Origin of the sequence: Methanohalophilus profundi (assembly GCF_004137855.1) — an archaeon.
Lineage (GTDB): Archaea > Halobacteriota > Methanosarcinia > Methanosarcinales > Methanosarcinaceae > Methanohalophilus > Methanohalophilus profundi.
Window position 1 is genome coordinate 491,327 of record NZ_QBKB01000002.1, and the last position, 24,358, is coordinate 515,684.

26 protein-coding genes, 1 other RNA gene and 2 pseudogenes are annotated in these 24,358 nt (G+C 43.1%); 9 read left to right on the plus strand and 20 right to left on the minus strand.

Going from position 1 to position 24,358, the window contains the following annotated elements:
* The coding region (locus C9889_RS02540; protein ID WP_129599378.1) for an ATP-binding protein at window positions 1–1,150 on the minus strand (1,150 nt) is incomplete at its 3' end.
* A gap of 45 nt (window positions 1,151–1,195) precedes the next feature.
* Window positions 1,196–2,002 carry a diphthine synthase gene (gene dph5 / locus C9889_RS02545; protein ID WP_129596932.1) on the minus strand — a complete coding sequence of 269 codons (807 nt, stop codon included), beginning with the start codon at window positions 2,000–2,002 and terminating at the stop codon, window positions 1,196–1,198.
* A 142-nt stretch (window positions 2,003–2,144) separates the two neighbouring features.
* On the opposite strand from dph5, the gene thsA reads away from it, so the two are divergent.
* Window positions 2,145–3,773 (plus strand): thermosome subunit alpha, encoded by a 1,629-nt coding sequence (gene thsA, locus C9889_RS02550; protein ID WP_129596934.1) that lies wholly within the window; start codon window positions 2,145–2,147, stop codon window positions 3,771–3,773.
* Window positions 3,774–3,834: 61 nt separating this feature from the next.
* On the opposite strand, the gene C9889_RS02555 is transcribed toward thsA, so the two are convergent.
* The 7 genes from C9889_RS02555 to C9889_RS10725 form a co-directional block, all read right to left on the minus strand.
* Window positions 3,835–4,377, minus strand: coding sequence for a DUF2119 domain-containing protein (locus tag C9889_RS02555; protein ID WP_225419953.1), 543 nt, complete (start codon window positions 4,375–4,377; stop codon window positions 3,835–3,837).
* Between the two features lie 7 nt (window positions 4,378–4,384).
* Entirely contained in the window at window positions 4,385–5,041 is a 657-nt protein-coding gene (locus C9889_RS02560; protein ID WP_129596936.1) for a S4 domain-containing protein, read from the minus strand.
* Between the two features lie 112 nt (window positions 5,042–5,153).
* On the minus strand, window positions 5,154–6,239 hold the full coding sequence (locus C9889_RS02565) for an NADH:flavin oxidoreductase (RefSeq protein WP_129596938.1): 1,086 nt from the start codon (window positions 6,237–6,239) through the stop codon (window positions 5,154–5,156).
* A 39-nt stretch (window positions 6,240–6,278) separates the two neighbouring features.
* A complete protein-coding gene (locus tag C9889_RS02570; protein ID WP_129599381.1) occupies window positions 6,279–6,947 on the minus strand; it encodes a cytochrome c biogenesis protein in 669 nt (222 codons plus the stop codon).
* Window positions 6,948–7,043: 96 nt separating this feature from the next.
* Window positions 7,044–7,718, minus strand: a complete 675-nt coding sequence (locus C9889_RS02575) for a heme exporter protein CcmB (RefSeq protein ID WP_129596940.1) — start codon at window positions 7,716–7,718, stop codon at window positions 7,044–7,046.
* Window positions 7,712–8,113 (minus strand): ATP-binding cassette domain-containing protein, encoded by a 402-nt coding sequence (locus C9889_RS10720; protein WP_129596942.1) that lies wholly within the window; start codon window positions 8,111–8,113, stop codon window positions 7,712–7,714. Before C9889_RS10720 ends, C9889_RS02575 begins: the two co-directional genes overlap by 7 nt.
* A complete protein-coding gene (locus C9889_RS10725; RefSeq protein ID WP_129596944.1) occupies window positions 8,011–8,433 on the minus strand; it encodes an ATP-binding cassette domain-containing protein in 423 nt (140 codons plus the stop codon). Before C9889_RS10725 ends, C9889_RS10720 begins: the two co-directional genes overlap by 103 nt.
* A 103-nt stretch (window positions 8,434–8,536) precedes the next feature.
* On the opposite strand from C9889_RS10725, the gene C9889_RS02590 reads away from it, so the two are divergent.
* The 3 genes from C9889_RS02590 to rnpB all read left to right on the plus strand — a co-directional run bounded on the left by C9889_RS02590 (window position 8,537) and on the right by rnpB (window position 9,907).
* Window positions 8,537–8,974, plus strand: a complete 438-nt coding sequence (locus C9889_RS02590; RefSeq protein ID WP_129596946.1) for a universal stress protein — start codon at window positions 8,537–8,539, stop codon at window positions 8,972–8,974.
* Window positions 8,975–9,100: 126 nt separating this feature from the next.
* Window positions 9,101–9,499, plus strand: a complete 399-nt coding sequence (gene msrB, locus C9889_RS02595; protein ID WP_129596948.1) for a peptide-methionine (R)-S-oxide reductase MsrB — start codon at window positions 9,101–9,103, stop codon at window positions 9,497–9,499.
* Window positions 9,500–9,561: 62 nt separating this feature from the next.
* Window positions 9,562–9,907: RNase P RNA component (gene rnpB / locus C9889_RS02600), an RNA gene on the plus strand.
* On the opposite strand, the gene C9889_RS02605 is transcribed toward rnpB, so the two are convergent.
* The 7 genes and pseudogenes from C9889_RS02605 to C9889_RS02630 all read right to left on the minus strand — a co-directional run bounded on the left by C9889_RS02605 (window position 9,906) and on the right by C9889_RS02630 (window position 14,508).
* The gene (locus tag C9889_RS02605; protein ID WP_129596950.1) at window positions 9,906–10,541 is read right to left on the minus strand and encodes a DUF116 domain-containing protein; all 636 of its coding nucleotides are present in this window, start codon (window positions 10,539–10,541) and stop codon (window positions 9,906–9,908) included. The two genes, rnpB and C9889_RS02605, sit on opposite strands and share 2 nt — an antisense overlap.
* Window positions 10,522–11,169, minus strand: coding sequence for a DUF116 domain-containing protein (locus C9889_RS02610; protein WP_129596952.1), 648 nt, complete (start codon window positions 11,167–11,169; stop codon window positions 10,522–10,524). Before C9889_RS02610 ends, C9889_RS02605 begins: the two co-directional genes overlap by 20 nt.
* Before the next feature lie 80 nt (window positions 11,170–11,249).
* The gene (locus C9889_RS02615; protein WP_129596954.1) at window positions 11,250–12,506 is read right to left on the minus strand and encodes a (Fe-S)-binding protein; all 1,257 of its coding nucleotides are present in this window, start codon (window positions 12,504–12,506) and stop codon (window positions 11,250–11,252) included.
* 1 nt (window position 12,507) lies between these two features.
* Window positions 12,508–13,284, minus strand: a complete 777-nt coding sequence (locus C9889_RS02620) for a disulfide reductase (protein WP_013037100.1) — start codon at window positions 13,282–13,284, stop codon at window positions 12,508–12,510.
* Window positions 13,285–13,452: 168 nt separating this feature from the next.
* Window positions 13,453–14,110 (minus strand): annotated as a pseudogene (locus C9889_RS02625) (NAD(P)/FAD-dependent oxidoreductase).
* A gap of 13 nt (window positions 14,111–14,123) precedes the next feature.
* Entirely contained in the window at window positions 14,124–14,267 is a 144-nt protein-coding gene (locus tag C9889_RS10280) for a ferritin family protein (protein WP_225419954.1), read from the minus strand.
* Window positions 14,254–14,508 (minus strand): ferritin family protein, encoded by a 255-nt coding sequence (locus tag C9889_RS02630; protein WP_225419955.1) that lies wholly within the window; start codon window positions 14,506–14,508, stop codon window positions 14,254–14,256. Before C9889_RS02630 ends, C9889_RS10280 begins: the two co-directional genes overlap by 14 nt.
* A 155-nt stretch (window positions 14,509–14,663) precedes the next feature.
* Here C9889_RS02630 and C9889_RS02635 point away from each other — a divergent pair, with 155 nt between their 5' ends.
* From C9889_RS02635 to C9889_RS02655, 5 genes and pseudogenes are all read left to right on the plus strand, one after another.
* Complete coding sequence (locus C9889_RS02635; RefSeq protein ID WP_129596956.1) at window positions 14,664–15,359, plus strand: RNA methyltransferase; 696 nt, start codon at window positions 14,664–14,666, stop codon at window positions 15,357–15,359.
* A gap of 71 nt (window positions 15,360–15,430) precedes the next feature.
* A pseudogene (locus C9889_RS02640) lies at window positions 15,431–17,520 on the plus strand (minichromosome maintenance protein MCM).
* 8 nt (window positions 17,521–17,528) lie between these two features.
* Window positions 17,529–17,819, plus strand: coding sequence for a DUF424 domain-containing protein (locus C9889_RS02645; protein ID WP_072359460.1), 291 nt, complete (start codon window positions 17,529–17,531; stop codon window positions 17,817–17,819).
* A gap of 20 nt (window positions 17,820–17,839) precedes the next feature.
* On the plus strand, window positions 17,840–18,484 hold the full coding sequence (locus C9889_RS02650; RefSeq protein ID WP_129596958.1) for a GumC domain-containing protein: 645 nt from the start codon (window positions 17,840–17,842) through the stop codon (window positions 18,482–18,484).
* Window positions 18,481–19,398, plus strand: a complete 918-nt coding sequence (locus C9889_RS02655) for a coiled-coil protein (protein ID WP_129596960.1) — start codon at window positions 18,481–18,483, stop codon at window positions 19,396–19,398. Before C9889_RS02650 ends, C9889_RS02655 begins: the two co-directional genes overlap by 4 nt.
* A gap of 2 nt (window positions 19,399–19,400) precedes the next feature.
* On the opposite strand, the gene C9889_RS02660 is transcribed toward C9889_RS02655, so the two are convergent.
* From C9889_RS02660 to oadA, 4 genes are all read right to left on the minus strand, one after another.
* On the minus strand, window positions 19,401–19,862 hold the full coding sequence (locus C9889_RS02660) for an S-layer protein domain-containing protein (RefSeq protein WP_164999261.1): 462 nt from the start codon (window positions 19,860–19,862) through the stop codon (window positions 19,401–19,403).
* 65 nt (window positions 19,863–19,927) lie between these two features.
* Window positions 19,928–20,908, minus strand: a complete 981-nt coding sequence (locus tag C9889_RS02665) for a biotin--[acetyl-CoA-carboxylase] ligase (RefSeq protein WP_129596964.1) — start codon at window positions 20,906–20,908, stop codon at window positions 19,928–19,930.
* Window positions 20,909–20,962: 54 nt separating this feature from the next.
* Window positions 20,963–22,459, minus strand: a complete 1,497-nt coding sequence (locus C9889_RS02670) for an acetyl-CoA carboxylase biotin carboxylase subunit (RefSeq protein WP_129596966.1) — start codon at window positions 22,457–22,459, stop codon at window positions 20,963–20,965.
* An 18-nt stretch (window positions 22,460–22,477) separates the two neighbouring features.
* A complete protein-coding gene (gene oadA, locus C9889_RS02675; protein WP_129596968.1) occupies window positions 22,478–24,208 on the minus strand; it encodes a sodium-extruding oxaloacetate decarboxylase subunit alpha in 1,731 nt (576 codons plus the stop codon).
* Window positions 24,209–24,358: the final 150 nt, after the last annotated feature.

Genomic DNA, 24,358 nt, shown 5'->3' on the forward strand with positions numbered 1-24,358 from the left:
GGAGAATTTCGGAACTGGAACTCTTGCTATACCCTCTTTCAGGAGCAAAATTATGGGCTTCTTCCACAACCAGCATTCCCGGAGGAATTGTGCCAAGTTTGCGAGCTTCAAAAAGAGTATCACAGAGCTGGGCCACAATCATTGTCTGTATATGAGGGGGGACCCCTTTCAGGTCAATAATCGAAGCCTTACCATCCTGCATTAATTCTTCAACCGGAGTAGGTTGAGGGGAAAGTATATCCAGCTGGTTAATATCTTCAAGTAAATTAATTACATTCCAGCGGGCCTTGCTTTCATTATTACTGACCTCCCTGATTATATCATCAAGGAAATAGGTTTCCACATCAGCACGTAACCTGTGTACAGCTTCATAGAGAATGCCGGAATGGGTACTGTTAAAATTATCAGGAAATAAAGTCATCAGTTCACTGGGAGTAAGATTAACCCCGTTTAACCTGAAAAGATGATCAGCATTTGGATTAATTGATTTATCGGCAGGAGTATAAACCTGTACCCTGGAGCCGTATCCTTTGGATTTTATACCGTATTTTTTTAGATCACCGTCATTCCCACTGGCTGATTCTTTAAGGGAAGAATATTCACTATGAGGATCAATTATCAACATGGGCACATCATGATCAAGTAATTCTTCAAGAATTACTCCGGCCGTGTAAGACTTACCACTACCGGTCTTTGCAAGGATGCTACAATGTTTCTGCACAAGACTGTTCACATTAAGATGTACAGGAATACCGGTACCTTCAAGCAATCCGATATACATGTCATCTCCCACAAGACCCAGTGTATCTCTAATAAGTGTATCATCTGCCAGATAGACCAGATCCCCGGGACTGAAAGGACTCATAGGTGCCCTTAAAAGACCACGATCATCCCTGCTTCCTATTATTGTGGCAGAGGCCACTATACGGTCATCATTTCGATCTTTTCTCTGCCCTTTTTTAGCTTCTTCCAGAGAATATTTTTCACTGGAGCGCACAATTGACATTACCTGCGCAAGTATCCAGCCATCTGTCTCATGCCATATTTTGACATAATGCCCTCTCAGAACTGCCGTACTGTCCGATATCAGGAACTTGAAATTAAGAGTTCCTGTTTCACCGAATATTACTCCTACTGAACCACGTACCATATTATACTCTCACCAGTAAATGATTTTTACACAGAATACTTCAAATTAATTTTCTTCCCCTTCTTCAAGGATATATTCAGGTGCACCCGCAAGTTTAACAAGGGCCTCTGCCTCGACAAAATGCAGATCTGCCGGAATAGCTACAATGTGCAGGGGAGAGCCAAAATCGTAACTTTCGAGATTTTCAGCAAAATCTGCCTTTACAATAGGTTTTTCAGAACCTGCGTTTGCAATACCTACAGCTATTGAACCTTTTATGAGATTTTGCCCTCTTTTTTCATCTATCTTAAGCAAAAGTTCAATTCCCTGATTTACCGTCATATAGCCTTTATTCATATCAATATCAAGAAATACAGCCGTATGCAGACCCATCTGCCTGTTGTGTAGAATAGTATCATAGGGAGTTTCAGAAATAATGGTATTTCCCCGGGTGCTCGTGTATGGATGAGGAATGGTTGCCGCTTTGCCAAACCTGTAATTCTGGAGGCCAGTCAGACCACAGATAGCGGAGACTATGGAAGAGCCGTGGACCAAACGGGTTTCAATGCCCAACTCCATTGCTCTGAGTTGGATATCTACATGAGTAGTGGATACCATCGTGTCCCCACCTGTTAGAAAAGCTATATCCATCTCTTTTGCTTCTTCCAGCCACCAGGGATCTTGCTCTACTTCCTGCCTGTCAAGAACGTGTATTTCCCTGCCATACAGGTTTTCCATCTTTTCTTTATCCGCACCCATCAATCGGGAAGTATAAAATTCCACATACACCTTATCGGCATTTTTTATAACTTCAAGCCCCTTTACAGAAACATCCTTTTCATCAAATAACCCAAGTCCGACAAAATAAAGCATAGGCTTTATAAGAGCCCGCTCTATATATTAAAGGTTTTGAAAAGGCTAGCAATAGCAAAGAGCTACTGCGAAACGTATTTATAGAACCATAGACAGTTAGATTTCTTTATATACAGATTATTCATCAGGAGGTTCAACATCAATGCCAGGACATTATGGCGGACAACCCGCCTACATCATGAATCCCCGCACCGAACACAAGCAGGGAAGAGATGCTTTATCCGTAAACATCGCCGCGGCAAAGGCAGTAGCAAACATTGTCAAAACTACCCTTGGGCCCAAGGGCATGGACAAAATGATGGTAAACTCCATTGGAGACATAGTCCTAACCAACGACGGGGCCATTATCCTCAAGGGAATGGATATCGAGCATCCAACTGCCAAAATGATTGTAGAGGTTGCCCGTACCCAGGAAGAGATTGCAGGTGACGGTACAACCAGTGCAGTTGTGACTGCAGGTACATTACTTGACAAAGCATCCGATCTCATAGAAGAAGGTGTGCACGCACGTGTTCTTGTAAGAGGATTCGAAAATGCATCTGAAAAAGCTCTGGAAATTCTCAATGAATTTGCCATAGATGTATCCGAAGGAAACAGGGAAGTTCTTGAAAAGATAGCCAGCACTTCTATGTCAGGAAAGGCTTCCGAAACCAACAAGGAAATACTTGCATCACTTTGTGTGGATGCAATCCTGCAGATTAGCAAAAAGGGAAGTGTCAATGTAGACAACGACATAATCCTCAGACAGGAACCTGGAAAAAGTGTCAGTGAAACAGAAATCCTCGATGGCATAATGCTCAACAAGTACAGGGTACACCCTGGTATGCCAAAAACTGTAAAGGATGCAAAGATCGCTATTATAGACACACCTCTTGAAACCCAGAAAACATCAAACACATCCAAATTACAAATTAGCAATGCTGATGAAATGCAAAAGTTCCTTGCCCGTGAAGAGGATGATTTCAAACATATGGCTGACCATATCATCCAGAGCGGGGCAAACGTCGTGATATGCTCCAAGAATATCGGCGACAAGGTAGCACATTACTTGCAAAAGAGCGGTGTGATGGGAATCCGCAGAGTCAGTGATGATGATATCAGGAACCTGTCCTATGCAACAGGTGCAAAAATCGTGAAAAGGGTCTTTGATCTCAGTGAAGAGGACCTGGGACATGCAGGCGAAGTTGGAGAAGAGGGAGAGTCCACCGTTGCCAAGATTTTCATAAAGAAATGTGAAAATACAAAGGTAATTACCATTCTGCTTCGTGGAAGTACCGAGCATGTCACTGACAACCTGGAAAGAGCCTTTGATGACGCACTCCACGTTATCAACTCAGTCTTAGAGGATGGCAAGATTGTGGCTGGTGGCGGTGCAGCAGAAGTGGAAATTGCCCAGAGACTGCGCAATTATGCTTCATCCATAGGTGGCAGGGAACAACTTGCAATTACTGCATTTGCCGATGCTGTAGAATCCATACCCATGGCTATTGCTGAAAACGGTGGAATGGATGCGACATCCGTAATCCTGAAACTGCGTAATGCACATATCGAAAATCCCAATATAGGATTGGACATCTACAGCGGCGATTACCTTGACATGGTTGAAAAAGGAATCGTGGATCCTCTTCGTGTAAAGACCCAAACTATAAGGTCTGCTTCAGAAGTTGCAACCATGATCCTCAGGATCGACGACATGATGAGGGCACAGAAAAAAGATATGATGGATGTCAATCCCGAACATAACATCCATAACTACAACAGGCCTTTCTAAATTGCCGTGTGGCCTGTGACATATTCACAGGCCATAAAATTTTTTGTAATCCTCAATTGCCTTAAGAGCCGCAGCTGGATACTTTTTTTTCAAAAAAGGCAATAAAATCATCCCGACCCTTACACTCTTTCATCCTATCAAGCATATGAAGTGCAAGTTCATCTGATGCAGGATTTTCCCTTTGCACCTCCAGAGATAAGCAGAGGGCCTCTTTGGGGAAATGTAGCCTGATGTGAGGAGACACCGAACCAAGCAGCAGGCCTTCTTCCAGCACACTGTAAGGAGGAACCCCTGTTCTGGAAATACGATCTCCTCCGGCAAGTTTATGGAAATTCTGCTTTGAATAGGAATGAATCTCAACATATATCTCAGGGGCACAATTGTTCACAAAAACAGGGATTTTAGAACCGGGACCTTTGTAGTAGCCTTCCTGAAGAGTTGAGAGGTAGCTACCCCGGTCAACAAGAGGCAACAGGAAAAGAGAACCCGACAATGGAGGGTTCAATTCCAGCAGGAGGTTGGAAGTGTCTTTCCACTCACCACCATGCATCCCTGCAGCAAAAAGCCTGTAGGGCCTGCCCTTACCATAAACCTTGAGCAACATAAGTTCCTCATGTCTTTTTTGCCACTACGTAAAATTCCCTCTGGGCAGAATCCAGAACTTCCAGGACTTCGATTCCCAGCGATTTAATCTTTTCAACCAGGTGTTTTTTATTTCTTCCCCTGCCCAGTTTAATTATCTGAAAAATCATTCCACCTTCCTTGAGAAGGGGAAGCACCTTGCCAAGAGCCTCTATCGAAGCCTCAGGTTCAAGAGTCATATCAGTAAGCAATACGTCAAAGGGACTTCCCGGTATTTTAGAAATCGGCATCGTAAATACATCATCAAGGATTATGGTAATATTTGGATTTTCATAAGCCAGCCTGCCAAGTTCTGAGCGAAAATGGCGGCTGTATTCAATCCCTACGGCATTCGCACCGAGTTCACAGGCAAACATCAGGAAACCTCCGGCACTGGAACCCAGGTCCAATACGCTGTCGCCTTCTTTGATTAAATCGAATTTTTCCTGTATGTTACGAAGTTTAAAATATCCCCGGGGTTTATCGAGGCCTTCATCGACTTCTATTTCATTGAACTCGGACACTTCACGGGAAGATTTCGTTATAACGTTCCCGTCAACCTTCACATGACCTTCACTAATTGCCTTCTTGGCCCTTCCGCGGGAACTGAAAAAGCCGGTTTCTATAAGATATACATCAAGTCGCATGAGATACAAGATGTACAACGCCCTATATATAGGGTAAGTTGACCTGTACAAAAATTAATAATATTTATGCCCAAAGATATTTCCTGCTTACTTTTTAAAAATGATCCTGCCCTTAGAGGTCAAAATCATAATTGCACCTAATGCCACCTTTATCAAAACAGCGGTTACATGAAACACAGCGTGCTCCTTCTGCCCCTTGTTCCAGTTTTTTCACAAGGTCTGGTTCGCTGATGAACGGGCGGCTCATGGAGACCATATCCGCATAAACCCTGAGGACTTCATCCATAATGGCTCTTGTGCGGATACCCCCCACCAGTATTATGGGCATACTTACAGTATCCTTTATCATCTTGGCATAACGTCTGAAGTAAGCTTCCTTTTCCTCTGAATCAACTCCGGGCTGGGACATTACAGAACCAGCCTCAACAATTCCACCACTTACCTCTATGGCACATACTCCCGCTTTTTCAAGAAGGGCAGCAATTTCCACGCATTCCGGTGCATCCAGGCTAATATGACCAGAATATATATCGAAACCGTCGGTTGCATTCAGTTTGACCATTACAGGAAAATCGGGAGAGACATCCTCCCGGATACGGCGCACTATCTCGGTGATAATATGTGTACGGTTTTCCACAGAACCCCCCCATTTATCCTCACGCCTGTTGGTATAGGGTGAAATAAAACTGCTCAGCAAAAAGCCATGGGCACAGTGCAGTTGTATTCCATCAAAACCTGCCTCCATTGCCCTGCGGGTAGCATTAACAAAATCATCAATGGTCTCCAGGATTTCTTCTTCTGTCATTGCCCTTGGAAGTTTACCTGTGGAACTGTCTTCAACCGCTGAAGGAGCAAGCAGAGGATAACCGTGCTGTGCCATTGATTGCCGTCCTCCATGTACTATCTGGAGAACGATTTTACTACCATAGGAATGAACCCTCTCAACAATCTTCCTGTAAGGGCCTATGAAGCGGTCATCATAGATACCCTGCTGCAGATAATCGCTCTTTCCGGCAGGATTTACGTAAGAATACCCCGTTACAATAAGCCCAACCTCGTTTTTGGCTAATTCTTCATAGATATCCCCTATGGCTGCTGTGGGTGTGCCGTCTTCCTCTGCCAGCCATTCATGGGTTGCTGAGCGTACAAATCTGTTCGGGATGGATAAACCTTCAATATTGATCGGATCGAATAGCATATTTCAATATTCATGCCCGCAGGGGCATATATGCTTTACTCAACGACCTTTAGCCATTTCCAGTTCTCTTCCAAGCTTTTCATTTTGGAACTTAAAAGAAGTAAGGCCTATAAACAGCATCACAAATGCCAGCATATTGAAAAGCAGCACAAGAAGTAAGGAAGAACCTTCAAGCCCGCCTCCGTCCTGACCATAAAGAGAACCTCCAAACATCAGGGGATGGGCACTTCTCCAGATACGAATGGAAAGAAAACTCAAGGGAACTGATACAAAGGCCACAATCCCGAAAACAGCAGATAACCGGGCCCTTTTAAGAGGGTCATCCAGGGCTGTCCTGAGCATGAGATAGCCTACATACACAAGAAAAAGCACAAGAGAGGTCGTTAACCGGGGCTCCCATACCCAGTACCAGCCCCATATAGCCTTTGCCCAGATGGAGCCGGTGGCAAGCACAAGGAATGCAAATATGACACCTACTTCTGCAGCAGAAAGAGATACCATATCCCATTTCGAATCATTCTCACGCAGATAAAGGATACTCGAAACAAAAACAACAAAAAAGGCCAGATAGGCAACAATTGCAATCGGCATGTGGAAATAGAATATATTAAAACTGGAATCCAGTACATTACCCGCCGAATCTTTCATGACCGGCAGATAGAAAAAAATGGCCCCGAATGCTACAACAAGCATCAGAACTGTGAACATGTAAAATGGTTTGGAATATTTTTCCCACTGCAACTAGCATCACCGGTTTGTAAGGGTTATTTCAGATGTCTGCATGACTATGGAACTCACTGTATATTAATCCTCTACGACATATTCAAAAACCAGCATTGAAACTGCAAAGAAGACAAAGTCATAAACCACCAGCAGTCGGATATATGACATTAAAGAAAATATATCCTCACCCCTCAATAGGCCCGAAGTGGCAGACACCGCCGGGATGATAACCGGCAGGGACAGAGGTAAAAGCAGGACAGGAAGCAGCATTTCCCCGGCACGGGCCCGTATAACAAGAGCAGATATCAGACATCCCACCACAACAAAGCCAAAGGATCCCAGTAATATAACAATACCAACCCAGATAATGGCAGTAAACTGGTAATTAAAGAGGACAGAAAACATTGGGATAGTAATTATTTCTACCAGTAGCATCAGCAAGAACACAAAGATTACCTTGGAAAGGTAAATTGAATTGGGGGGTATGGGACACATTTTCAGGGCATCCATACAACCGTTCTGGACCTCTGTAGCAAAAGTGCGGTTTAAACCCAGAGTCCCTGCAAATATGAAACATATCCAGAGCACACCCGAAGCCACCGTTGCAGTTTTGCTGGCAGAAGACAACAGGTCAGAAAAAGCAATACTAAAGATAATAAGGATCAATAACGAAAAAACAACCATCGAAATGAATATCTCCCTGGCCCTGCTTTCAATTTTCAAATCCTTAAAGGCTATATTCAATCCCTTTAGCATTTAAATTGCCCTCCAGCAGAAAAACAGACGGCTTCGGCAAATTTACGGGCATTTGGGTCGTTGGCCACCACATCATGAACAATATTCCCGGCCTCCATAATTAACAGGCGACTGCACAGACGAAATGCCCGGTCCATGTCATGGGTTACCATTATCTTAGTCAAATCCGGTTTTTCCAGAAGGAGGTTTTCCATAAGTAAAGCTGCATTCATGTCAAGGCCGGTATAAGGCTCATCAAGTAATAGCAAGGAAGGGGCATGGATAATAGCCCTTGCAAAGGACAGACGCTGTTTCATTCCTCTTGAGAAAATTTTAACAGGATCTTCGGCCCTTTTCCACAGACCGACTTTCCGGATAAGATAATCACATCTCTCATCAAGAGCAGCAGGTTCCATGCCATACAGTTTCCCAAAAACAAAAGATTTTCACGAGCTGTCAGGTTGTCATACAGGAAAGTTTCATGGGAAAGCATTCCTATTCTATCCTGTACATCCTCCCTGTCTTTATCTTTTGTTCCAAAGATATGCAATGTACCTTTGGTAGGAGAGCTCAGAGAGGCTAAAATTTTCAGAAGGGTAGATTTGCCTGCCCCATTGGGACCGATAATTGCAATAAATTCACCTTTTTCCACACGCAGGTTAATTCCATTTAGAGCATGTAGGCAACCATAATCCCGGAAAATATCCTCTGCAACAAGAATCGTTTCGCCCATCATGGATTAAATGATAGTAGCCATAAATTAAGATTGTGATATATTGGCAAATACAACCAAAAGAAATATAGCATTATAATCACAACATCTTAGCGGGGGTATATTGATGAGTACGAAAATTGAAAAGATAATGATCGCCACCGACGGATCTGAGAATGTAAAGAATGCCGTTAGCTGGGGTATTGAACTTGCAAAAGCAACCGGTGCAAAGGTCAGGGCAGTCTACGTTTTGCCACCCGTAAGTGTATCTATCGCAACCCGCGGAGAAAGGTGGGCCGATTCATTGCGCAATCACCTGAAAGATGAAGGGAAAAGCGCAACACAATACGTTGTTGAAGCCGGGAAGAAAGCAGATGTCGAGGTAGAACCTCTAATCATTGAGGGCAATCCCGCAGATGGCATCACCAAATTTGCTGCGGAAAACGGGATAGACCTAATCGTGATGGGGACACTGGGTAGAACCGGCATCAGTCACCTTTTGCTTGGCAGTGTGGCAGAAAATGTGGTAAGACATTCCAAAACACAGGTATTGGTCGTACCCTAAGGCACATAGCTTCAGGCAAACGATTATATAATCCAAACACGATGTTAGCATGGTTGCGAACGGCTGTGTCCATCCTACCAAACATTCTCCATCCAGCCGTTTGCAATATCTTTATTGAGAGTTGATATGTCCGAAAACTGGAAACAAATTTCAGAAGAGGAATGGAAAAAACGATTGTCTACAGAACAGTTTCGTGTCCTCAGGAAAAAAGGAACAGAAGCACCTTTCAGTGGCAAATACAATGATTTTTACGAAAAAGGTATCTACTCCTGTGCCGGATGTGATCAGGATTTATTCTCTTCCTCCACAAAGTACGATGCAGGCACCGGATGGCCAAGCTTCTGGGAAGCAATATCCGAAGACAGCATTGAAAGAATACCGGACTATTCCCTGGGAATGAAGCGCATCGAAGTAATATGCAGCCGTTGTGGAGGGCACCTGGGCCATGTTTTTGATGATGGACCAGCTCCCACCGGAGAGCACTTTTGCATCGACTCAATTTCCCTGAATTTCAATCCTGAATAAGAAAATAGATAAAAATCATTGCGATAAGTATTTCTATATATCCGATGAATTAAGGACCTTGTGAGAGAGGGAGGGCAGTTTCCGGGCCTTCTGGTCTGAGGAAAGTCTCCCCACCTTCCGGACGCGCGAATACCTGTAAAGGGTATCGGGCGAGAGCCCGGGCAGCCGGGAAACCGGCTCTTGCGGTTTTACCGCATGATGGCACAGAAACGATACCGACCTGCGTTAAAGCAATGATATGAAAAATTGAGGTCGCGCAGGGTACGGATGGAACGGCGAATCCTCGCGGGTGCAAGTCGAAATGGGATCAAAGTTGTTGTTCGGACAACCCCCGTTTTGGTGTGACGCTTAGCCGAATACTGCCAATGCATCTTTGCATCAACAGAAGGGAGCTTACTCCCCTCACTCACAAACTATTATCAACCGGGCCGAATTCTTCAAGAATACCTGCTATTTTTTCATAACTTATAGAGGTATTATAGCAACCATCACTTTCAAGAGGGACACCATAAGCAATAACACCTTTATCTCGTAGAAAACGCATACCCTTGTTAATCTCATAATTACAACCAACAACCAGAATTCCATCTGCAGGCTTTTCTTTCAATACATGCTTCACAAATGAGGAGCCTGTTATAATGTAGAAACGATAACCATACCTTTGTGCATCCCTTTTTACCTGTCCAACTATACACCTGCCACATTCCTTGCATTGTATACCATATCTTGAAGCATTGGCAGGGCAATCCAGAAAACGCATACAATGTGGTAAAAGCATTATCCTTTTACGAGTCCTTCTGAAAGCATGGTAATGAGCGATGTTTTTCAGGGAAACCATCCAGCTATCCAGAATACGTGGATCGGACAACTTGCAAAAGAAATATTTGATAGGCAGGTAGAATAAATCAAGTATCCATGCAAAAATACCTGCAAGACGTACATGCCGATTAAGGCTGATGCGGCTGACAAAAAGAGCAAGACTACTCAATAAGACAGATATTGCCACGAATCCTATCAGCAATTTACCTATCAGATCGTACATTACATGCCTCCATTTTATCAATTACAGCCTCTACGTCAACTTCTGTTTCAAAACAACCATCTTTTAAAAGGCAGATTCCCTGTACTGGCATAAATGAAACCTCTTCCATAGCCTCTGCAAGTTCAGTATAACAGGCCACTGCGATGCATGAAGTAGGATGATAGTTTTTTATGATTTTCTTTATGAAACTTCCCCCGGGAATTACAAAAGCGCGGAAGCCACGTTTTTCAGCTTCTGCACTGATATAACCAATAGAACAAAGGCCGCATCGCTGACATTCATAGCCATGAATAGGATCACAACGCGCAGGACACCGGGCATGCCTGAGACATTGTGGCAGGAATACAACACGTAAACCGCTACTGTTCCTAAATTCATCCAGCATTACAGCATTGCGCACTTCGATCAGAATCTCATCAACCAGGGTATCCCTGATATGGAATACCCTGCATATCCATTTGGCCGGAGTATAGAACATATAGAGAATGAAAAGGACAAAACCTGGGAAAATTATGTGCCTTTTCCTGAAACTGTAAGCACCCACTATAAGTGCCAACAGTATCCCTGCCAAAGCCAGAATTATCAGGTATATGAATATCCTGCCTAAAAACTCATAGGGAATTTGCATAGCAGCAACAAGACGTAACTGATAATTTATGTAGGTTTCTAAAAAAAAGAAAATAAAAGGGGTATAACCCCTTGAGTTGATTATCGTGCCTGATCTTCACAATCAGAAAGATCGATACCAAGAGCTTCAGCGGTCAAAACAATGACATCTTCGACTTCCAGTGATTCTGCCTTGACAGAGTCCCTACCATCACAAAGATTTCTCTTACAGAATGGACAGGCACTGGAAAGAATATCCGGACTCTTGGCAAGAGCATCTTCAACCCTCGTCTCGGCAACACCAAGTGCAAGGTCAGGAATGCCTGCTTTGACACCACCACCTGCTCCGCAGCAGCGTTGATTCTCCTTTATACGGTCCATTTCAATAAAGTTCAGACCGGGGATACTGCGCAATACTTTACGTGGTGGTTCAAAGACTCCCACGTGACGTCCCAGGTGACATGGGTCGTGGTAGGTAATTGTCTTATTATCAAAGGGCTGTTTCCAGTTGATCTTGCCTTCATCGATGAGTTTGTCAAGGTACTCAGTTATATGGATAACCTCGAATGGAAGTTCTTCACCAAGCAATCTTGGCCAGTCTATTTTTGCAGTTCTGTAACAACCAGCACAGGCAAACAGTACTTTGGTTGCTCCCTTAGCCTTAATTCCATCCACATTCTTGCGTGCCATCCTTCTGGCAATATCCTCCATTTCATACTGGCCTGTTCTTACAAGAGCAGAACAGCAGCATTGTTCATCCTCACCGAGCATGGTGAATGGAATCTCCAGATGGTTCAGTACACGTGCGGTTGCAAAAGCAAGTTTTTTCTGTCTCAGTTCAGCGGTACAGCCACCGAAATAGAGAATATCTGCTTTATCTTCTATTTTAACATCATCGGGAACCCAGCTGAGACGTTCCTTGGGATCTGCCATATATGGGTTGCCATATTCTCCTATAAGCTTGACAAACATGGGCTGTTTACCAACAGGACCATTGCCACGTTTTACAAGATTGGCACGCATTGCTTCCCAGAGTTCAACGGTATTGATGCCGGATTCACACACTGTACCACACATTCCACAAGTGGTACAATCAAAAACATCTTCCTTGAATTGTTCAATTTCTTCCTCTGGAACCTGTTTGGGCCCAAAGAGCCGGGCACGCAGACCATAGGATTTCTTCATGTACTCCTGCCAGCGCAGGATCTTATCCCTGGGTGCAAGTCCAGGGTCCTGGTTTCTTGCATCATAGGTCGGGCACCACTGTACACATTCACCACAACGTGTGCAGGAATCGATTTCCATAAGCTGGACAGCTGTAAGGTTTTCCGTTGTAATAGACGGATTATCACGTACCATTTTATTCGCCTCCCTTGTTGGCCAAAATAGTAAGAGGTGTTGCAATCATGTGGATGTATTTGCTGTACGGGATGTAAGCAATACAGAAGAGCAGGGAAATTATCACGTGGAACAGTGCAGCTGGTGGAGCATAGGGGTATTCAATACCAAAGCCCCAGAAAGTGCCGTTCCTGATACCATCAGCAATAAACCCTGTAACAGTAATGAGGGTCAGTCCACCAAGCAGTATGGAGTCATATGCAATGGTAGCTTCACGCATTCTTGGAATAAAGAGCCTTCTTGCGATTGCAATTATTATACCTGTAAGCAGAATGTAGCTGAACAGGTCATTAATTGGACCGAGGAATTCCCTGAAGACTGCAGGTTCGGGCCCGATTCCCAGATGTGCCATGTGTAGTAATTCCACAAGGAACATGAGAAGGGACAATAGGAAAAGGGTCATCCAGCCTACGAAAATGGTAATGTGCATGAACCATCGAAGGGGACTGCGGCGCATTATACGACGCTGCAATAGAATATCAAGTACAAGAGTTACAATAATATTCTGCTTATGACCATGCCCATCCTCACTCAGCTGATAGGCAAGTGTTTTCGGGAAAGTAAAGATGCTGCCTTTGGAAGGTTTTTGTCCGTAACCTTCAGCACCCAATCCCCATTTTTTCAAATTTATATACATTCCATAGAGGAATATCACAATTGCGATCGTGGCCAATATCATGACCTGCACGAATGTGATCCTCATAGCATCGGATATGCCAGAATAATATTCCATAGCCATAAATTCTATCTCCTGATACCATTTTAAAAGATATTTTACAAAAATTATTAGCAGTAGTAATTATAAGATGGTTTATTGGTGGTAACAATTGTATTTAAATATTTTCATTATGCAAAAAACAAAACAGGAGAGGAGAATTAGAAAAAAGGAAAGGAAAGAATCCCTTAATTAAAGGCCTATTTCCTTTTTGAAATTTTCAAGACCCATATCATCGATCATGCGTCCGATTCTATGTTTTTTGCGTGGGTCTTGTAAAAGCTGACAATCGTGTCAACTAGTTCTTTGACCTCATCATCATTCAGTTCATCAGCTATCACATCACCAAGTCTTGGACGAATACCTGCATTACCCCCGACCATCACGGTATAACCTTTTGGAGTACCCATGATACCTATATCTCTGACAGCAGGTTCGGAACATGAATTCATGCAGCCTGAAACCGCTATTTTGAATTTGGAAGGAAGTTGCATTCCATGGTATTTCTCATCCAGTTCAAGACCGAGAGTTACAGCATCCTGCTGACCACGTTTACAGAAAGTAGTACCCGGACAGATTTTGATACTTCTCACACATGGACCGATTGCAGCAGCTGGTTTCATACCCAGGTCATCCCAGGCATTGTCTATATCGTCCTCCTTGAGACCTATAATACAAACACGTTGAGCAGATGTCAGTTTAATGGCAGCTGCCTCATATTTGTCCGCAGTGTCCGCAATCGTACGCAACATATCAGCTGATACAAGGCCTCCAGGGGTTTGGGGGCAATAGCGAATGTTTCACGGTCCCTCTGGAGAATGGCACCCTTTTCAAGAATATCTTTTGACATTAATAATCCCTCATTAGCACTCTTTTTCCAGTCTTTTCAGCAGACCTTTAAGGCCTTCTTTATGCCTTGCCTCATCAAAGGAAGCTTTCTCGAAGAAAAGAGCTGCCTGTACATTACCTTCATCCCTGGCAATTTTAGCAGCGTCACTTTTTTTCACCTTCTGCCATGGTTTCACCTTCAAGCATCATCTTGATGTTCTCAATTGTGGTATCTTTGATCAATCCAAGAATCTCCGCAGTCTCTGCGGCATGCCAGGCCTCATCCATTGCAATCTGGCGCAAGTAAACTGCAACTTCAGGATAGCCTTCCCTCTCTGCCAGTTTTGACATGGCAAGGTACCATCCAACTTCTGTCGTTTCCCCTTTGAAAGTATCTTTCAATATTTTCTCAAGACTCATGAAATCACTCCATCGTAATGCTATTAGAGCAGCAGAAAATAGATTGTTCGTATAGTATATAACATTTTTTGGCACGAAATATTGCATCAACCCAACTGCAAACAGACAACCATTCGCAAGATATTATAGTAAAGAGCGTATTCAAAAAGGAAGACATGTCACCGCAAATTAGAATCGTACTTGTAGAACCTTTATACCAGGGAAATGTAGGTTCGGTTACACGCTCAATGGAAAACTTCGGATTTGATGACCTGGTTCTTGTAAATCCCTGTAAGCTCGAAGGACAGGCAAGAGCAATGTCATGCCATGCACGTGATTTACTGGAAAGTGCCCCTAGAGTAGACTCATTGGAAGAAGCTATTGAAGATACAGATATAGTAATTGGAACATCCGGAATCACAGGTATAAAAACCGACCAGCACATACGCATGCCTGCATATACTCCCTCCGAAATCAGGGATAAATTCAGGGAAACTAATGGAAAGATTGCCTTCCTTTTCGGAAGAGAGGATAATGGATTTACCCGGGAAGAACTCAAAAGGTGCGATATGATAATGACAATTCCAACATCAGAAAAATATCCCATAATGAACATCTCCCATGCAGCAACAGTTACAATGTATGAGATGAGCAATCTGGAAATCGGCAAGAGACCAATTGCTGATGGTTTTGATCTGCAATTATTATATGACCATTTTGAACAGGTGCTTGCAGGTATAAAACACCCCAAACATAAGATGGAAAAAACTTCAATTATGTTGAAAAGGATATTCGGACGTGCAGAACTGACACCAAGGGAAGTACAGACACTAAGAGGAGTACTCAGAGATATACAAATAAAAAAGAAATGATACACACGAAAGATAGATAAAGCTTGTAAGTTTTTATAATCCGAATTCAAATCTGGTATGCACTGATATTAATGACGGAAGAAAAATGGGAAAATAAATTCCGGGATTTTCTTAAACGATATTGCTGGCATGATATACTTAAACTTGCCAACGAATACCCGGAATTACGAAGTATAGAAGTAAATTTTACAGATCTGGAACAATTCGACAGGGAACTTTCCGAAGAATTATTACAAACGCCGGATGAGGTTATCCCCTCGGCTGAAGAAGCTCTTAAACAAATTGAGCTCCCTGTTGAAAAACAACTGCATGATGCACACATCCAGTTTACCAGTATTCCAAACAAAGTTACAATACGTGACCTCAGGAGCAATCATCTCCTTAAATTCATTGCAGTTGAAGGAATGATACGCAAGGCAACCGAAGTACGCCCAAAGATTACCAATGCGGCATTTTACTGTATGCGTTGTGAAACAGTAAATTATGTACCCCAGAGCGGGCCAAAATTCGTGGAACCCGGCGAATGTGAAGAAGAGAGTTGCGGCAAAAGAGGGCCATTCAAACTTCTCATTGATAAATCCAATTTCATCGATGCCCAGAAGCTCCAGGTACAGGAATCTCCCGAAAGTCTCAAGGGAGGAAGTCAGCCCCAGAGTATTGATGTCGATGCCGAAGATGAACTGGCCGGCATTGTGAAGCCAGGTGACCGTGTAGTAGTAAACGGTATTCTCAGGTCCCACCAGAGAACCACACGTGAAGGTAAATCCACATTTTACGATCTTGTCTTACACTGCAATTCCATAGAATACCTGGATCAGGAATTTGATGAGCTGGATATATCCCCGGAAGAAGAAGACGAAATAATAGAACTTAGCAATGATCCACAGATATATAATAAAATTATAAAATCCATAGCACCTTCAATTTATGGTTATGAGAATATCAAAGAAGCACTAACTTTACAGTTATTCTCAGGAGTCCCAAAATCCCTGCCTGACGGAGGACGTATTAGAGGAGATATCCACCTGTTGCTTGTAGGAGATCCCGGTATTGCGAAAAGTCAGTTACTCAGATACATGGTGAAATTATCCCCAAGAGGTGTGTTTGCTTCAGGTAAGAGTGCCTCATCAAGTGGGCTGACTGCAGCAGCGGTCAAGGATGAACTGGGAGACGGTCGCTGGACACTGGAAGCCGGTGCCCTGGTCATGGCAGATATGGGAATTGCGGCAGTGGACGAAATGGATAAGATGAGCAGGGAAGACAAAAGTGCACTCCATGAGGCAATGGAACAACAGACAATCTCTGTGGCAAAAGCTGGAATCCTGGCAACACTGAAATCCCGTTGTGCCCTGCTGGGAGCGGCAAACCCTAAATACGGAAGGTTTGACAGATACGAAGGACTGGCAGAACAGATCAATATGCCTCCAGCCCTCATATCCAGGTTTGATCTGATTTTCATCCTGCTTGATGTACCGGATTCAAAAATGGATGCTAATATCGCAAACCATATTCTCAAATCCCATTATGCCGGAGAACTCTATGAACAATGGGACAAATTATCCACCTCCACAATAACACAGGAAAAGTTGCCTCTCACCAGAAAGTAATCCTGCCTGAAATCGAGACGGAATTATTACGCAAATACGTTGCCTATGCACGCAGGATGGTCTACCCCATTATGGAAGAAGAAGCCAGGCAACATCTGATCGATTTCTATCTAGATCTACGTAAGATGGGAGAGAATAAGGATTCACCGGTACCTGTCACTGCAAGGCAGCTGGAAGCACTGGTCAGGCTTGCTGAATCCAATGCTCGAATAAGGCTTAGCAACACTGTGACCCTTGAAGATGCAAAACGTACCACTAAAATTTCCCTCGCATGTATGAAACAAGTTGGTGTTGATCCTGACACCGGAGCTCTTGATGTGGATGTCATAGCATCAGGTACGAGTAAAAGCCAGCGTGACAAAATACACATACTTCAGGATATTATAAAGCACGTAAGTCAGAAACATGCCGGCGGTAAAGCACCTTTGGATGAAGTCTATGAAGAAGCCTCAGCTGAAAATATAGATAGGGAACACGCAGAGGAGCTTATTCAGAAAATGAAACGAACGGGTGATTTGCTGGCACCTGATAAAAAACATATAAGACTGGTATGAGGAAATATATGTACCTCAAAGAACACCGAGCCGGAGACAGACTGATTGTTGCTGCTTGTGACCAGGAGTTAATCGGACAGAAATTGGAACACGGGAATGTTGTTGTCGAAATAACGGAAAGTTTCTATAAAGGGGACATCGTATCTGAAAAACAAGTGCAATCTGCTCTTGGAAGGGCAACCAGTGCGAATCTGTTTGGCAAGAAAACAATTGAATGTGCCCTGGAATGCGGGATGATCAATCCCGAATCAATAATTACTATTAATGGCGTGCCACATGCGCAATTATACAGGATATAAGACTACGAAAGGTTTTTAAGATGAATGAGAGTGCAGTTGAAGAAAATTCACCCTTCCCTGGCAAAGAAGGAGTGGTGAATGGTGTGATTGAAAAACACCAGAAGTTTCTGAATGAGTACAATGCCGAATACAGTAAACTTGAGTATGAAGTTAAAATACTCGAGGATACAATAAGCAACTCTAAAAAGAAAAGGGAAGAAGAGAAAAACCGCTTAGAAGTACTCAAGGAAAAAAAGCAGCAATTGTATCACCAGGCGAATAATCTGCTGGGAGAAATGTTCTCAGCCTGTCCCGAAGAACTTGATAATCGAATTATGCACTCCACAAATGATGACATCGAGGAGTTGAAAAGGACAAGACAGCTGGAAAATGAAGAAAAAACTGTTCAAGATGTCCTGGGAAAAATAGCTGAACTTGAAAACGAGAATACACGTGAATACACCAGCCAGATAAAAGCCCGCATACAAGAAGCTTCAAAAGCTTCCTCCGAAATATCATCCCTGGTAAAATCTATGGAAAAAGAAGAAAACATGGATCAGATTCATAAAGAACTTGGTGAAAAAAAACCCAGGCATAACTGGCTGGAAAGAAGGATCAAAAGCCACAAAGAAGCACTTGAGTACTGGAAAAACCAAAAAGAAGTGATTGCGGGGAATGTTGCATGAAAGATGTATCTTCAATGACAGAACGCGAACTCAAAGATACTGTAAATAATTACAGGAAAGAGATATCCCAGCATGAAAAGAGCTTAAAGGGGGTTTTCGAAGAACTCAAACTTCATAAAACTAATATTGATGAACTCAAAGAGAAAAGGAATGAGCTCAATGCAAAAGTCAGGGAACTTGCAAAAGAGGCACGGGAAGAAAAAACTCAACGTGATGAGATCAACAAGAAGATAGCTGATTTAAAATCCAGAAGGAATGAAGTTGCTGGTGAAAGAAACAAGGTCGTGAAAGATATAAATGATCTCAAGAAAAAGCGTGATCAATATAACGAACAATCAAAAGGGAGTTTGGAAACCCTTTCTAAAGCCTATGCAGAAGACCTTGATAAATTCCTCAACGCTGACATTCCCCTGAAGCACGAGCAGGATCTTTTTGAAAAACTCAACGAACTGGAAAAGCGTCTTGAAGCAGCAAAATCTGCCAATGATTTCCACAAGCAGGTCATCAATACTTATGAAAATACCAGAGACATTGGTGACGAGGAAAGAGATGTTTCAAAGGAAATAAAGCAACTTGCAGAAAAATCCCAGCAACATCATTTGAATATGATAGAGCTATATAAGCAGGTCGATGAGATCCGTAAGGAAGCGGATAAATTCCATTCGCAGATTAAAGAAACCTACCAGGTAATTGCTCCTACTCGTGAAAAGATAGATCCTCTCAAAACAAAAATATCTAGTTTGAGGGATGAACTTAGCATCTATCTTGATAAATTGAATGATATACAAACTCATAAGGACGAACAAAAAAAGAGTAATCAGCACGTTGCCGCAAAAGAAAAGTTTGAAAAGACCGGCAAACTCAGTCTTGAAGAACTGAGAGTCCTTATGGATAAAGGAGATATCAAACTCTAAAATTACCTGTTTTCATACACATAGGGCAACAGAAATGCAAACAGAACCAGGAGTGCCGGGTTTAAAAAGGGCACTCCCTGATTTTTAGATTCATTTTCAGATGAATTTGGCATTTTATTCTGCATCTCTTCATCCTCCGGATTATAAGGATACCTCTGATCTACATATTGATAAACCGGGTCAAACGTTACCAGCTCACCACTGGAACCATAATATATCTTACCCATTGTAATATTGAATACCGTTGATGAATTACTGGAGTAGGTAAATATCTCACCCCGGCCCAGAATGGAATCCGCCACACTTTCATCATTCAATGAAAGGGATATCCATATTCTTTCACTTTCCGGATTGACATACTTGACATGCAAAGAATAATCCTGCTCAAAACCGAAAGTCTCTCCGGCTTTAACATACACGGATGTACCATTGAGGATTATATCAGAATCCCCGGCAGTTACCACACCACATAAAAGAATACTACATAGTATAAAACAATAAAAAATTTTAAAATATGGAATGTCCTTCATCACAATCCCCGGCAGATGTAGATACAGCGGCCAGACATAATTTCTTCGGTTGAACCATCATTTTTCTGCAAAAGCAAACCCCCGGAGAGGCCTATCCCAATTGCTCTGCCATCCACCATTTTAGAAGGAGTGACTATACGTACGTTTCTACCAATAGTATCCGAAGAATCTATCCACCTTTCCATTAATTCCTCAAAGGGTTGTGTCTTAAAATGGATATAATACTGTTCCAGATTATAAAGTAAAGAGCGGACAAATTCGAGCCTATCCACATAGTTACCAAGCTCATCACTTATGGTTGTGGAACCATCCCGGATTTCCTCCGGCAACATATCGGTATCAAAGTTTAAATTAATTCCCAGACCCAGGACAATATATTCAACCCGATCTATTTCAGCTTCCATTTCTGTAAGAATTCCACAAATCTTTTTGCTGTTAACAAGCACATCGTTTGGCCATTTCAAAGACGGATTAAGGCCAATTGATTTCAGAGAATCAACCACAGCAAGTCCGCCCAAAAGAGTCAATCTTGAAGCATCCGCAGGAACTATCGATGGTTTAAGGACTATAGACATCCATATCCCCCCTTGAGGAGATACCCAATCAAACCCCTTTCTACCACGTCCCTTTTTCTGGACTTCTGCAATTATAACAGTGCCTTCATTTGCATCTCTTGCAATTGTTTTTGCATGATCGTTGGTGGACTCAAGTTCCATAAAATGCCGGATGTCCTTACCCAAAATATCTGTTTCAAGACCTGCTTGCACAAGTTCTGGCAAAAGAGAATCAGGAACCGAGTTTAAAAGATAGCCTTTACCAGGGGATGAGATAATTGAATACCCCTGGCTTTGAAGCGACTGAATATATTTCCAAACCATTGTCCTGGAAATTTCCAGTTTTCTGCCAATCTGTTCCCCGGAAATAGGCTTGCTCTCGGTCTGAGAAAGAAGACGTATCAATTCAATTTTTTTATTCTCCACAAAAACTCCCCGCAATAAAGAAAGAGAGACAGATAAAAAAAAAGTTATCTGTCGTCATTCATCTGAGCCTTTCATATCATGCCTTTTTGCGGCATTCATATATGAACCAACTGCAGTACTGATCGCAGCAATCTTCTTGTTGCGATCCTCAAGAGCAGAAGAAAGAGTTGCACATCTTTCACTATCAGATAAAGCAACCTTCCCTAAAGCTGAAAGCACATCGTGGTCATCAATAAAGTGTGTTGTTAGATCCCCTTTTACAAATGCATCAATGGACAAAACCGTTCTGTGGAAAGGAATGTTGGTTTGCACACCTACAACAACATATTCATAGAGGGCTCTTTTCATACGTGCAATGGCTTCCTCACGATCACTTCCCCATACACAGAGTTTGGAGATCATTGAATCATAAAATGGAGGAATAGCATAACCCATATGAACTCCACTATCCACCCTCACTCCCGGGCCACCTGCTGAACGATACCTGCGTATTTTACCAGGTGAAGGAGCGAAATCATTCAACGGATCCTCGGCATTGATACGACATTCAATAGCCGAACCCCGGATCTCGATATCATCCTGTGTAAAGGGTAATTTTTCATCACAGGCAACACGCAACTGCTGTTTTACTATATCGATGCCAGTAACAAGTTCCGTAACTCCATGTTCTACCTGAAGCCTTGTGTTTACTTCAAGGAAATAATAATCACCCTTTGAATACAGGAATTCAACAGTACCAGCATTCACATATCCTATTGATTTGGCGGCTTTGACAGCAGCTTCACCCATATCCTTGCGAAGTTCAGGAGTCATTATAGGAGAAGGAGCCTCTTCAATCAGTTTCTGGTGTCTTCTCTGAATGGAACATTCACGGTCACCGAGATAGAGACAGTTGCCATGAGAATCAGCCAATATCTGTATCTCTATGTGGCGTGGTTCTTCAAGATATTTTTCAATGAAGACGGTTGAATCACCAAATGTAGAAGCTGCAACATTACGTATGGATGAAAGTGCCCGGGTCAGCTCGTCGGGAGTATAAACAACTTTCATGCCTATACCACCACCTCCGGCAGAAGCTTTCACCATCAAAGGATAACCGATGGATTCGCCTATTTCAATTGCCGTGGCATCATCCTCAACAGCCCTTCCATCACCGGGAACCACCGGTACACCGGCCTCGATCATTGCCGAACGGGCAGCGATCTTGCTACCCATTTTTTCGATAACTTCACTCGACGGGCCGATAAACTTGATGCCTGCTTTTTCACAGGCACTGGCAAATTTCGCATTCTCCGAAAGGAATCCATATCCCGGATGAACTGCTTCTGCCCCTGATTTTTTGGCCACGTCGATAATTGCATCTATATTCAGATAACTTTTGGAAGAGGGAGGTGGACCTATACAGTACGCCTCGTCCGCATATTTGGCAAAAAGAGCGTTACTATCGGCTTCGGAATACACCGCAACCGTGGACACATCAAGCTCTTTGCAGGCCCTCATTACCCTGATCGCGATCTCACCTCGGTTTGCAATCAGTATTTTCTTAAACATCGAAAACCTCCGGCTAAATCACTCAATGATCATTATCACATCATCCGTTGTCACGGAATCGCCTTCAGCAACAAGGATTTCCTTGACCACGCCGCCATGCGGTGAATTTATGGCATTTTCCATCTTCATTGCTTCAATGACGCCAATCTTGTCTCCCTCTTCAACATTGTCCCCAATGTTGACATCAACTGAGAGGACCATGCCTTGCATATGACATGTTACGGCACCAGGAGAAGATGCTGAAACAGAAGATGCCTTTGGACTGCTTTCCTCGACTGCAACAACACTACCGTCCATTGGTTCCACATGTACATCGAACACTTCATTATCCACTTCCACCTTGAATCTGGTAGGTATGGATACCTGTGGCAGGGGTGGTGATGCAGTTTGTTTGGCAGGTGCAAGTTTTTCTTCCCTGGCCTCCCCACGCAGGAATTTCGGAGCGATGGAAGGATACAGGATATATGTCAATATGTCTTCTTCCTTTTTGACAAGGCCCATTTCTTCGGCTTCCTTTTTCCTTTTATCGTATTCAGGTTCAAGCAGGTCTGCCGGCCTTACATCGATTGGATCTTCTTCACCAATGATCATTGTAACGATATCATCACTGATAGGTGATGGTGAACGGCCATACAGACCTCTCACGTAATCCTTGACTTCCTTGGGAATAACTTTGTACCGCTCCCCCATGAGAACGTTAAGGACAGCCTGTGATCCCACTATCTGACTTGTAGGTGTTACAAGAGGTGGATATCCAAGTTCAGCCCTGACTTTGGGCATCTCTTCCAGTACATCATCATACCTGTCAAGAGCGTTCTGCTCCTTCAACTGGGATACAAGGTTGGAAAGCATACCTCCCGGAATCTGATACAATAGTACATTGGTATCAATCTGCTCGGATATCGGATTGATTACCCCGCTGTATTTGGATTTGATATCCTTGAAATAACGGCTTACTACGGCAAGCTGCTCGAGATCCAGACCAGTATCATAAGGTGTTCCTTGCAGTGCAGCTACCACGGATTCGGTGGGAGGCTGGGAAGTACCCCAGGCAAAGGGAGACAGGGCAGTATCCAGTATATCTACACCTGCATCACATGCCGCCATGTAAGTCATAGGAGCCATACCAGAAGTGCAATGACAGTGGAGATCTACAGGCAGGCCAACTTCCTTTTTTAGAGAACTAACCAGTTCTTTGGCTTCATGAGGTGTCAAAAGGCCTGCCATATCTTTGATACAAATCGAATCACAATCCATAGCAGCCAGCTCATTAGCAAAATCCACATATTTTTCAACTGTGTGAACCGGGCTTGTGGTATAACTGATTGTACCCTGTACATGTGCACCCAGTCCTTTTGCAACGGTAATTGACGTTTCCATGTTACGTATATCATTAACAGCATCGAATATACGGAAAATATCAATTCCATTTTCATAGGCCTTGGTCACGAACTTTTCGACCACATCATCGGAATAATGCCTGTATCCGACAAGATTCTGTCCTCTCAGAAGCATCTGGGCATATGTGTTATCCATATGGTTTTTAAGTTCACGCAGCCTTTCCCAGGGGTCTTCATTGAGGTACCTGATGCAGGAATCAAAAGTTGCTCCTCCCCACATCTCGAGAGAATAATATCCAACCTCGTCCAGTTCTTCAATAATAGGCAACATACTCCTCGTGCGCATCCTTGTCGCAAGAAGCGACTGGTGCGCATCCCTCAGAATTGTTTCCGTTATTTTAACTTTCATAGAATACCTCTTCATGTCCTCTTATTGATAATTCAGATTGGCCACACCGGGCAAAAATATGCCAGTAATAGCATACATGCAATAAGTAGAATTGTAACTAATTATGCATGAACTTTTATGTAGTTTCTGGTAGAAAAGCCATACAGTAAA